The organism is bacterium (genome assembly GCA_024226335.1).
Lineage (GTDB): Bacteria > Myxococcota_A > UBA9160 > SZUA-336 > SZUA-336 > JAAELY01.
Genome location: JAAELY010000365.1, coordinates 1 through 10,038, shown reverse-complemented (window position 1 = coordinate 10,038; position 10,038 = coordinate 1). Strand labels below are relative to the sequence as shown.

Genomic DNA, 10,038 nt, shown 5'->3' with positions numbered 1-10,038 from the left:
AGATAATCGGGGAAATACCCGTCATATCTGGACGCTGAATCGAAACTGATGGGTGCATCGAGCGATCGGTGCACCGACACGCGACGGAACAAGTGATGGGGCAGGGGCGGTGCTTTTCGCTTCCCTCCCGAGCCGTTGCGGGAGTATGCTGCGACTCAAGCGACATAAGCTGTGCCTATGACAAGGAAAGGGAAGCGATGAGATCGAACCTCCTGGTCACTGCGTTCGCGTTCTTGGTCCTCTTGAGCAACCCGGCGGCCAGCCAGGTGATTGCCGAGACCGATTGCTGGCAAACGGAGGCGGGCACCAAGGCTGCACTCCCGGCGCTGCCGGCGGGTTTCTTCGCTCCCGGATCGGACCCGGTTCCGGCCCAGCTGATCGACGTCGTGGGAGTTCCCCTCGACCCGGTGGAAGAAGCCAACTGTGCCTGCCCCGGCGTTCCGCAGACCGACGTGGTCTTCGTCGACATACACGGCGACCCCGTTCCGGCCGGCAGCATCCACGCGGTCTCGCAGGTGCCGCTACACGCGCCCGTCCCAGACACCTGTGTGCGTCGCCTCGCGGACGCGACTTTCCCCGGGGGGGTCGGCGTGGCCGACACCATCCCGATCGAGATCGTCGAACTGTCGCTCACGAGCGCGAGTCCGATCACGGTGACGATCGGCGGTGGACCCACGGACTGGCAGGTGTTCATCACCGAAGACGGTGTGCAGCCAATCGGGCAGATGGAGCTCACGCCCAGCGTGCTCGTTCCACTGCCGGCGGGAAGCCTGACCGTTCCGGACCTTCCGCTCGACTTCCAGTTCCGCTTCGAGCCGCTCACATTCCCCGCCGGCCCCGTGTTCTTGAACGGCAATGTGAACATGCAGAACCCGAATCCGCAGGCGCCTGGACCGCCGGGGCAGTTCGCCGTTCTGTTCGCACCCCCGAGTGTGCCGGTCCTGCCGAGGGGGAGCCTGCTCCTGCTCGGTGGTTCTCTGCTCTTGCTCGGGATCGTGTGGCTGCGCCGCACCAGGATCCAGGCGACGTACAGGGCTGACTGACTTAGCGATCGAATCCGTCCTCGACCGGCCAGTGCGCTGGCTGGTCGCGTGCAGCCTGCTCACCCTGTTTCTGGGTGCCGGGTTATTGCGTCTCGAGATCCGCAGTGACGGTGCTGCGCTACACCCGGCGAACAATCCGGTGGTCCAGGCGGACAGCGCCGACCAGCGCACGTTCTTCGAGTCGGATCAGGTCATGGTCCTGGTCAGCGCCCGCCCGGGCGGCCCGCCCGTATCGTCTCCGGAAGGTCTGCGCTTTCTGGAGCAATTGCATCGCTCTCTCGAGGCGGTCCCCGGGGTGTACGCGCGGCGCGTGCGCTCCCTGGCGACCCTGATCGATCCAAGGCCCGAGATTCCGGTCATCCAGACCCCGGATTTTCTCGACGAGATCCCGACCAGTCCGGTCGCGCACGAGGCCTTGCTCGCGCGTGTAGCCGCCTCGCCGCTGGGCTCGGGTCTCTTCCTGGCTCCGGGAGGGCAGGCCGCAGTCGTGTACGTGCCGACGCTGCGCGACGCCAGTCGCTCCAAGCTGGTTGCCGACACCCAGCGCGCACTCGAGGTGCAGGCGTCGACGTTCGACTTGCGATTGACCGGACCGGTCACGGCGGAGGTCCTGTTGGGTCAGGCGGTCCTGGCCGACCTGGCCCGACTCGTGCCGTTGATGGTCGCCGTGATGGCCGTGCTTCTGTTCGCGTGTCTGCGCAGCGTGGCCGGCGTGCTGGTGCCCATGGTGGAAGTTCTGGTCGTGCTGCTGTGTACGCTCGGCGCGATGGGCCACCTGGGGATTCCCATCACGCTGGTCACGACCATCCTTCCCGTCTTGTTGATGACCGTTGCAGTGACCGACGAGATCCATCTGCTCGAACGCGTGCGCGCGCATCTCGGCGCCGATGACGCCGCGTCAGAGCCGAATCGCGCGCGCGTGCGAGCGGCCATGCGCGCTGCGCTGCGCCGTGTCGGCCGTCCGATCGTACTCACCTCGCTTACAACTTCCGTCGCCTTCATGTCCTTTGCGACCGCCTCTCTGGCTCCACTGCGTCACTTCGGTGTCTTCGCCGCGATCGGCGTTCTGCTCGCCATGGCCTTCAGCTTCACGCTCGTGCCCGCTACGGTCGTTCTCTTGCCGCCGTCGTGGTTTCGTGAGCCCGGAACTCGCCGGCTTCGCCATGCGAGCCGCGAAACCGGCATCACCGCGCGCTTGCTGATCGGGCACGGCGGCGCCGCAGCGCTTGCCGGACTCCTGCTCGCGGCTGGTGCGGCGACCGGTCTCGGGTCGCTCTCCGTTCAGGATTCCTGGGTCGAAAACTTCGATCCCGAATCCGACCTGGTGTCCGCCGAGCGCGAACTCAATGACTCGTTCTGGGGATCGTATCGCTTCGACGTGGTGCTCGAGAGCCCCGAGCCCCTGTACTTCATGCGCGCCGACGGCCTGCGGCTGGCCGATTCCGCGGCGCGAATCGGCGGTGCGGGCCCGCACGTGGGTGGCGCGTTGAGCCATGTCCTGGCCTACCAGATCGTCGCGGACGCCTGGGGGGAGAGCGGATCCGTGTTCGATCTCCCCCCCGAGCGCATCGCCGAGATCGCGCGCCTGCTAGCCAACGTGTCGCGGCGCACCGACCTCGATCAGGTGCTCAGTTCCAATGGATCGAGCGCGCGCGTGCGTCTCTTCGTAAGAGACGCCAGCTACGAGCGGGCGGAGGAGTTGCGCGACTACCTGGAGCGCTCGCTCCCAGCGCAGCTTGCGGGTTCGGGCGTGAGTGTGCACTTCAGCGGTGATCTGCCCGTTGCGAGCGCGGTCGTCGACGAGATCGTATGGAACATGGTGCGCTCTGTGGCCTGGACCGCGCTCGGCGTCGCGGTCCTGCTTCTGCTCTTCTTCCGCAGTCTGCGCCTCGCGTTGATCGCCTTCGTTCCGCTGGGCATTGGCCTACCCGCGCTGCTGGGGTGCATGGGGCATGCGGGCATGCCCCTCGGCATCGCCACCAGCATGTTCGCGGCGGTGACGATCGGAGTGGCCGTCGACTTCGCGATCCACTTCGCGCACGGATACCGCCTTGAAAGGGCGCGCACTCCCAACCATCCCGAGGCGTTGGGCGCGACGCTGGCGAGCGTCGGCCGCGCGATCCGCTGGAACGCGCTCGTCCTCGCCCTGGGGCTGGCGGTGCTCGCCTTCTCGTCGCTCAAGCCCGACCGCAGCCTGGGCCTGCTTCTCTGCGGCTCCATGGTCACCTGCTACGCCGCGACGCTCCTGTTCCTTCCGCAACTACTCTCGCGCGACCCGGCCGTCCACAGCCGGGTCGCAATGCAGTCCCCCGAGGAATGACTCGATCGCTCAGTCCGCGGCGTTAGTGCATGGACTCGGATGAGTGGCTGAGTCGTCGGATCCTCCGTGCCCGTGAATTCAGGGTCCGATCGCAACCGAGACCGGCCGCCCTTGCTCGAGCACGCGGTTCTGGGTGTTGCAGCCGAGCATCGCTTCCTGTCTCAGCTTCTATCGCCTTTTTCCCTGTCGGGAGTTCACTCCCCGGATCGGTTTCTTGAAATCCCACCAGCGAGCGATCTGCTTGCGCTCTCTGACCCGGCCGTACCCGAAGAGATCGTCGAGCTTCACCAATAGCTTGCCGATGCCCGGCAGCCTGCCCGGAAGCTTGGCCGCCATGATGTGAGCTAGCTCGTGCAAACCCGTTCTATCCTGTTTGCTCCACGGGCACACGGACATGCAGGTCGAGCAGTAGATGTCCTTGGCGGTCTGGAACTTGAAGCAGGCTTCGTTGTTTTCGAAGTAGGCCTTTTTCCCCGATGCCTGCCACTGATTGACGGGCTCCCAGTAGGGGTGTTCCGAGTCGCTGATCGCCTTGGTCGGGCAGGACGTCGCGCACTTCTTGCATTCGGTGCAGAACGCCTGCAGACCGAAATCGATGGGCTTGTCCACGGCCAGGGGGAGATCGGTCAGAACGGCGCCGATCCGGACGTTGCCGCCGAATATGGGATTGACCATCCGGTTCATGCGGCCTAACTCGCCGAGCCCCGCGGTGATGGCGAAGGGAACCACGGGAGCGACGTTCTGCAGGTCGAACGCTTCGTAGCCCAGGCCCTTGATGAACCGCGACATCCGCACGAAGGCCATGAAGGCCGCCTCGTACCCGGCCCGGTCGCCGGCGGCACCGAGTTCGGTCAGATTGCGGTCGACGAGGTTCTGTGGGCAGACACCCAAGAGGCAGATGATGTACTTCATCCGCTCCGGGAGGATCGCGCCCATCCCACTACTGGTGATCTCATCGACCTCGGAGCTGATGGATACACCCTTGTTCAACCATCTCTCGTCGATGGCGGTAATCCCGACCATGGCCGCACCCAGCTGAATACCGGCGGCTTCTACAACATCGGAAGCCTCCTTAGGCGAAGCCTCCCAAGGCGGCAGGTCGAGGGTTTCGGGCGGATGCAGCTTCCAGGTACTGGTCACCTCTCCGATGCCAGGCAATATGTTGAAGTACGGGTCGCCGAGAGAACCGACCGTGGCGTGCATGTAGGTATTGGCGGCGTAGTGCAGGGCCAGGTCCGGCAGGGTTCGGCCGGCGATGTTCGCGCTCACGCCCCGCGCGACGAACTGCTTCGACTTCTCTTCGTACTTCGGGATCGTGTCGGATTCGAACAGGAGGGTATGAGCGATTCTGTGGACATCGGGCTTGCTGGATCGCGAATCGTCGGTCTCGGTGGTGATCTCGTCCACCGTTTTTACCCACCAGGGATAGCGCTTCTTCTGGTCGCGGTAGATCACGTTTCGATCGTCAGGCATCGGATCTCAGAACCCCGCCTTCAAGACGATGAGAAGCAACACCACGCCCGGTCCTCCGAACATGGAAAGACCCATCCAGGCGGCGCGGGGTTGGTTCTCTTCGAGCGAACCGACGAAGACATCCAGGCTGAACGCCACCAGCGCTGCGCCTGCGACGAATAGTATCCACAGGTACCAGGCGGGTCCGGGCTCCGCGAAGTACATGGTGGTGCCGAAGATCCCCGTCAGGATTCCGAGCGCGTAGTTTCTCATCGAGACGATTCTACCAGAATCGCAGCGGGCATCCGTTCCCCCTCCAGAACGATCCGGATCTTCTCCTCCGGTGCGAACTTCCTGCGGGTACGGCGGCGTATCTCTCGCACGGCCGCTTCAGTGGATTGCTTCTTCGACCTGCTGGACTGCCCCCGGAATGCTGGACGGCTCAGAAGTCCAGAGACATGCGGTGGTCTCGTAGCGAGAGAAGATCAAGGAGTGTGCAATGCGAAAGAGGAAGAAGGAGTACCTTCCCGCAGTGGCGGCCTAGATCGAAACCAAGAATCGTCTCTTAGCCAGAGCTATCTCGAGTCCTGAAGCTTTCGAAGATGTACACATCACGGGGTCTCCTCTGCTGATTCGAGGAACCCCCGAGCGATCTGTTTGATCGGCGTTGGTGCGTCAATCAAATCACGGCTGAGGCTCCTCACTCCGATGATCTTGATCAGTCGCCGATTGCGACGGATTCTGGCCTGCCGTGGGCCATCATCCGATTTCTGCCTGCTCACCTCCGGACCCCGAGCGGTCGAGCCTCGTCCTCCCGCCGCTCCGAAGTCCTTTTGCAGGGGCCCGGCTGCCCGCGTCCGTTCGAGAGCCCCCAGATTCCCCGACTGCCGGCTCTCAACAGCCGAAAATGGATGGTCTTATTAGGGAGACAGCGGTGCTATACTTCCTATCCGCCCGATCCCGGCGTTGTTGAACATGACATCCAGGCGGCCGAACGTATCGGTCGCGCGCGACCAGCGCCTCGACGTCGGCTTCGACCGATACGTCGGTGTGCTGGTACACGGCTTCGTTGCCGCTCTCGGACGCGAGCTTCGCAACCTCTTCTCCGCCTTCGTCGTTCAGATCCGCCACCACCACATTCGCACCGGCCTGTGCGAAGAGCAGAGACGCGGCGCGTCCCATGCCGCTCGCGCCACCCGTGATGATCGCAACCTTGCCGTTCAGCTCGTGCATTGCGTTCTCCTTGGCGTTCTCAGACGTTGTGGTCTTTTCGATACTGCGCCCAGCGCGCGAACGACTCGTCAATCTCTGCGCTGCGCTTGTCGACGACCGGCTTCAGACCGGGGTGGCTGAAGATGTATGTGTCGTCCGCCAGAATGGCCGCTACGACCATGTCGCCGATCACGGATGCGTCGAGCATGTCCGACATCACTTCCTCTTGCAGGCCGCCCATCCCCACCAGCTTTGCGGTGTCCTTCTCGCGCTGCAGATCCGCGGGGCGGTTGCGGCCCGAGTTCGCCACGTTGGTGGTCACGCCGCCCGGACACAGCACCGACACTCCGATGTCGTACCGCGCCAGATCCCGCCGCATGACTTCCGAAAGGCCGACGACCGCGTACTTGCTGGTGGTGTAGATGCTGCCGTTCGGAATCGGCATCTGCCCCGCCATCGAGGCGGTGTTCACGAAGTGGCCGCCTTCGCCGTGCTCCACCATTCGGTTGACGAACGTCTGAACGCCGTTGATCACACCGTTCACGTTCACGCCCATCACCCAGTCCCAGTCCTTGTAGTCCATCCGGTTGACGCGTCCGGTGACGGCCACACCCGCGTTGTTGCAGACCACGTGGACGTTGCCGAAGGCGGCCTCGGTGTCCTGGGCGGCCTGCTCCATCGCGTCGCGGTCGGTCACGTCGAGCTTCAGGAGGATCACCTCGGCATCACGTCCGGTGAACTCGTTCTTCACCTGATCGAGAGCCGCTTGCTCGATGTCGGTGATCGCGACCTTCATCCCGGCGGACACAAGCGATCGCGCGATCCCGAGTCCGATTCCGCTGGCGCCGCCAGTAACGAACGCCACCTTGCCGGATATGTCCTTCATGGCTGCCCCCTCCCCGAAACGGGTTGCAGATTCGTGCCCCTTTCGATCGATAAGGGGCTTCAACTATGATACTAGTTAAATGTCATCGAAGGTAGACGATAATCCGCCCGGATGCTGAGGAACTAGCACACGTGGTGCAGGGGTCCGGGGCGACCACTAGGAGGATCCCATGAGATTCGGTGTTTTCTACGAACTTCAGCTTCCAAAACCCTGGAAGGAAGATTCGGAACTTCGATTGGTTCAGGAAGCGATCGAACAGGTTCAGGTCGCCGATCGGATCGGGATCGATCATGCGTGGGCAGTCGAACATCACTTCCTGGACGAGTATTCGCATTGTTCGGCCTCTGAGGTCTTTCTCTCCGCGCTCGCCGCCAAGACCGAGCGCATTCGCGTTGGATTCGGCATTCGGCAGGTGATCCCCAACTACAATCATCCGTCACGCACAGCAGAGGCGGTCGCGATGCTCGACCTGATCTCGAATGGGCGGGTCGACTTCGGGATCGGCGAGGGCGCGACGCGAATCGAGCTCCATGGTTATGGCATCTCGGCCAAGCGCAAGCAGGCGCTCTCACTCGAGGCCGCCGAACAGATCGCCAACATGATGGTGATGGACCCCTATCCGGGCTTCGAGGGAGAGGGCTTCTCGTTCCCCTGCCGCAACGTACTCCCCAAACCCGTTCAGAAACCGCATCCCCCGATGTGGCTGGCCTGTAGCAATCGTCGGACCATCGAGACGGCGGCGCGAAACGGCCTCGGCGCGATGGCCTTTACCTTCGTCGATCCTGTGGAGGCCAAGACTTGGGCAGATACCTATTACTCGATCATTAAATCAGAGGAATGTGTACCGCTCGGCCACACGGTCAATGCCAATATCGCCGTGGTCGCCGGCTTCTCGCTTCACAACGATCCCGAAGAGGGGCGTCGACGTGGAATGGATGGTTTTGGCTTCTTTCGTTATGCGATCAATGCGATGGCCGCGAATGCATTCAAGCCCGGCCGAAGCACGTTGTACGAAGAATACGAGGCGCTGCGCGATCAAGAGGGAGACCAACCCATGATCCCCAGTCCCGGGATCGGCACTCCTGGTGACTTCAGCAAGTTCATTCGCGAATTCGAGGATGCGGGGGTCGACCAGATCATCTTCCTGCAACAGGGCGGTCGGAATCGGCACGAAGACATCTGCGAGAGCCTCGAACTCTTCGGGTCCGATGTGTTGCCCGAATTCATCGGCGGAAAGGAAGAGAAGGAGGCGAAGAAGGCGGAAGAACTGGCGCCCTATTTCGAGAAGGCGCTGGCGCGGAAGCAGTTCATGCCGTCGCTCTCGGACGATGAAATCCCCATCGTAGAGGCATCGCGCGATCGAAGGACCTTCTACCGAAAGTAGACGGAGTGGAACTCGTCGGTCGAGGACCACGACGTCGCTTCGTGTTTCGGGACGCAGAGTACAGCCATCGGAGGTGGAACGATCGGTGATGAGCTCGCTCGACGGAAAGATCGCGATCGTGACCGGAGCCAGTCGCGGGATCGGAAAGGGCTGCGCCCTCGAGCTCGGTGCGGCCGGTGCGACGGTCTACGTGACCGGGCGTACGTTCGAGGAAGGCTCGGGCTCGCTCGCTGGTAGCCTGGAGTCGACGGTCGCCGAGATCGAGGCTCTCGGAGGAAGGGCCGTGGCGGTGATCTGCGACCACGCCGACGACGCTCAAGTGGAAGCGTTGTTCGAGCGCGTAGCCAGCGAGGCCGGCGAGCTCGACGTGCTCGTCAACAACGCCTTCCGTGTTTCGCCGAAACTCGATCCGAAGGTCCCCTTCTGGGAGACGCCACTCACCGATTGGGATGCGATGATCGACGTGGGAACTCGTTCGGCCTACGTGGGAACCCACTGCGCGGCGCGGACGATGGTCCCACGAGGGCGGGGGCTGATCGTCAACATCAGCTCTGCGGGTGCGATCCGCTTCTTTCACCATCTGGTGTATGGGGTCGGCAAGGCTGCGCTCGACCGGATCACGAAGGACGCGGCCCAGCCTCTCGCGGCGCACGGCATTGCGATTGTCTCGCTGTGGCCCAACGTCGTGAAGACCGAGCGGGTACTGCGGCTGACGAACTTCGATCTGGACGGCGCCGAGTCGCTGCGTTTCACGGGCCGAGCGGTGGTCGCACTCGCGGGCGATCCAGAGATCATGCGGTACAGCGGACGGGCCGTGACATCCCGCGGATTGGCCGACGCCTACGGCTTCAAAGACGTGGACGGGAGCCTTCCCGACGATTCACCGTGGCAGCCCGTCGGATGAGCGACGCAGACCCGCGCGCCTCAGCCCAGTAGTTCCTTCACCCTTGCCGCGTGGTCGGCGCCGTCCGCCATGCCACACTCGAAGGCAGCCGGGCACCTACAAAGGGACTTCAGCGAACTTCCCCCGGAATGCTGGACGGCTCAGAGGTTAGGATTGAGGCAGTTTCAGATTCTTCAGGACTGACACAGCGAGACTGCGTCCACATTGGCGGATCGCGTTCTCCACGGTCGAAACACTCCGAGTGCCCGCGTTGCTGTCACGTTGCTACACACCGGACCTTGGTCGGCACCGATGAGCGAGGGCGGTCCGGCGCAAGCACCTGAACCGCAAGGCATTCCGCTGGAGCCGACGATCCGATTTGAACGGACGACCTGCTGATTACGAAGCGTCCGCAAGTGAATCCCACCGGCGTCTCCCGGTGTCCATTTCGGTATGCCGGGCATAGGCTTGGGCCGCCGGGCCGGTTCCGCCGGCGTGTGTCTCTGTTCAGATCCGTCCACGCCCCGTAGCTACACCGTTGCTGTCAACGAACGATCGAAGGATGACTCTGTGAGAACGGGGTGGTTCATACCGCGATCTCCTCGCAGCATGGCTCTAACAGGCTCGCTGCTATGCCGGTCCTCGCGTTGGCCGATTCGCCTGATTCCCTGCCTAGTATTCCCTCGCCGTGATTTACGAGGTCGATCTTGCCTCGAATCTGTTCGTGCTTCCCAAGCTGTATACTTTTGGGCAGCAGGACCGAGGAGGCGGCTTGTCCCAGGCAGACGAGATTAGGGCATTCATCGCGCGAAGATACGTTGATCCGGCTCGCGTCCGGGGCGACCGTCGGATCACGGT

At 63.1% G+C, this 10,038-nt stretch carries 7 protein-coding genes and 1 pseudogene; 4 read left to right on the top strand and 4 right to left on the bottom strand.

The window, feature by feature from the left end; translation table 11 throughout:
- Positions 1-197: 197 nt before the first annotated feature.
- Together GY725_19095 and GY725_19090 are read left to right on the top strand one after the other, a co-directional pair.
- A complete protein-coding gene (locus tag GY725_19095; protein ID MCP4006293.1) occupies positions 198-1,043 on the top strand; it encodes a hypothetical protein in 846 nt (281 codons plus the stop codon).
- Positions 1,044-1,074: 31 nt separating this feature from the next.
- Entirely contained in the window at positions 1,075-3,363 is a 2,289-nt protein-coding gene (locus GY725_19090) for an MMPL family transporter (GenBank protein MCP4006292.1), read from the top strand.
- A 168-nt stretch (positions 3,364-3,531) separates the two neighbouring features.
- On the opposite strand, the gene GY725_19085 is transcribed toward GY725_19090, so the two are convergent.
- The 4 genes and pseudogenes from GY725_19085 to GY725_19070 all read right to left on the bottom strand — a co-directional run bounded on the left by GY725_19085 (position 3,532) and on the right by GY725_19070 (position 6,913).
- Positions 3,532-4,836, bottom strand: coding sequence for a reductive dehalogenase (locus GY725_19085; protein ID MCP4006291.1), 1,305 nt, complete (start codon positions 4,834-4,836; stop codon positions 3,532-3,534).
- Positions 4,837-4,842: 6 nt separating this feature from the next.
- The gene (locus GY725_19080) at positions 4,843-5,088 is read right to left on the bottom strand and encodes a hypothetical protein (protein ID MCP4006290.1); all 246 of its coding nucleotides are present in this window, start codon (positions 5,086-5,088) and stop codon (positions 4,843-4,845) included.
- Positions 5,089-5,735: 647 nt separating this feature from the next.
- A pseudogene (locus GY725_19075) lies at positions 5,736-6,048 on the bottom strand (SDR family NAD(P)-dependent oxidoreductase).
- A 19-nt stretch (positions 6,049-6,067) separates the two neighbouring features.
- Positions 6,068-6,913, bottom strand: coding sequence for an SDR family NAD(P)-dependent oxidoreductase (locus GY725_19070; protein ID MCP4006289.1), 846 nt, complete (start codon positions 6,911-6,913; stop codon positions 6,068-6,070).
- Between the two features lie 169 nt (positions 6,914-7,082).
- Here GY725_19070 and GY725_19065 point away from each other — a divergent pair, with 169 nt between their 5' ends.
- Both GY725_19065 and GY725_19060 read left to right on the top strand, forming a co-directional pair.
- A complete protein-coding gene (locus tag GY725_19065) occupies positions 7,083-8,297 on the top strand; it encodes an LLM class flavin-dependent oxidoreductase (protein MCP4006288.1) in 1,215 nt (404 codons plus the stop codon).
- A gap of 88 nt (positions 8,298-8,385) precedes the next feature.
- On the top strand, positions 8,386-9,201 hold the full coding sequence (locus tag GY725_19060; GenBank protein ID MCP4006287.1) for an SDR family NAD(P)-dependent oxidoreductase: 816 nt from the start codon (positions 8,386-8,388) through the stop codon (positions 9,199-9,201).
- Positions 9,202-10,038: the final 837 nt, after the last annotated feature.